This window comes from Aquimarina sp. RZ0, assembly GCF_008370685.1.
In the GTDB taxonomy this organism is placed as follows: Bacteria; Bacteroidota; Bacteroidia; order Flavobacteriales; family Flavobacteriaceae; genus Aquimarina.
This window is the reverse complement of record NZ_VTZU01000233.1, coordinates 1-961: the sequence shown is the minus strand read 5'-3', so window position 1 is coordinate 961 and position 961 is coordinate 1. Positions and strand designations below refer to the sequence as shown.

Sequence of the window (961 nt, the reverse complement as noted above, 5' to 3'; positions counted from 1 at the left end):
AACAATAAATTTCTCCCTGCTTAATTCTACTCTGTTTAGATAACCTCTGGCTAAGCCTGAACCCGAAACACATAATTCTCCAACTACACCTATGGGCTGTAGATTCTCATTTGAATCTAAAATGTAATTAGCTAATGTTGGAATTGGAGAACCTATAGTAGTAATCGAAGACTCAATCTCTTTTTTTGTAATTTCTTTGTATGTAACATGTATCGTAGTTTCTGTAATTCCATACATATTGACTAACTTAGTCGATGGGTAGCTATGTTTCCACCTTTTTAATTGGTTAGGATGTAACACTTCCCCTCCAAATATGACGTATCTTAGATTGTGATTGGTTAAATTTAAAAAGAATTCTTCTTGAAGCATATAAAAGGATCTTGGAGTTTGATTTAATATTGTAACTCCTTCAGATAATAATAAATTCTTAAATAATTTCAAGTCTTTTGTAATGTGTTTTGGAACAATAACTAATTTCCCTCCGAACAACAAAGCGCCAAATAATTCCCAAACTGAAAAATCAAAATAAAACGAATGAAACATAGTCCAAACATCTGTTCCTGTAAAATTAAATAAACAATTCTCGTGTTTGAATAATCTGACTACATTAAGGTGTGTTATCATCACTCCTTTTGGTTTCCCCGTACTACCAGAAGTATAAATCACATAAGCTAAGCCCGTTGGAGAAGCCAATCTTTCTAATGCTATTTCTGATTCCTTAGCTATCAATCCCCAATCATTGTCCAACAGGATAATCTCAAGTCCTGTTCTATCCCCCAATACAGATCTAGATGCTACGCTACTTAATATGATGGTAATCCCTGCATCTGTTAACATATAATCAATACGATTCTTTGGATACTCCGGATCTATAGGAACATACGCTCCTCCTGCCTTTAAAATACCTAAGATCCCTACGATCATCTCTAAACTACGATCCAAACAAATACCTACCAAATCC

General features: G+C 34.1%; 1 protein-coding gene. It reads right to left on the bottom strand.

Going from position 1 to position 961, the window contains the following annotated elements; genetic code table 11:
* On the bottom strand, window positions 1-961 hold a 961-nt coding region (locus F0000_RS27440), incomplete at both ends, for an amino acid adenylation domain-containing protein (RefSeq protein WP_149627874.1).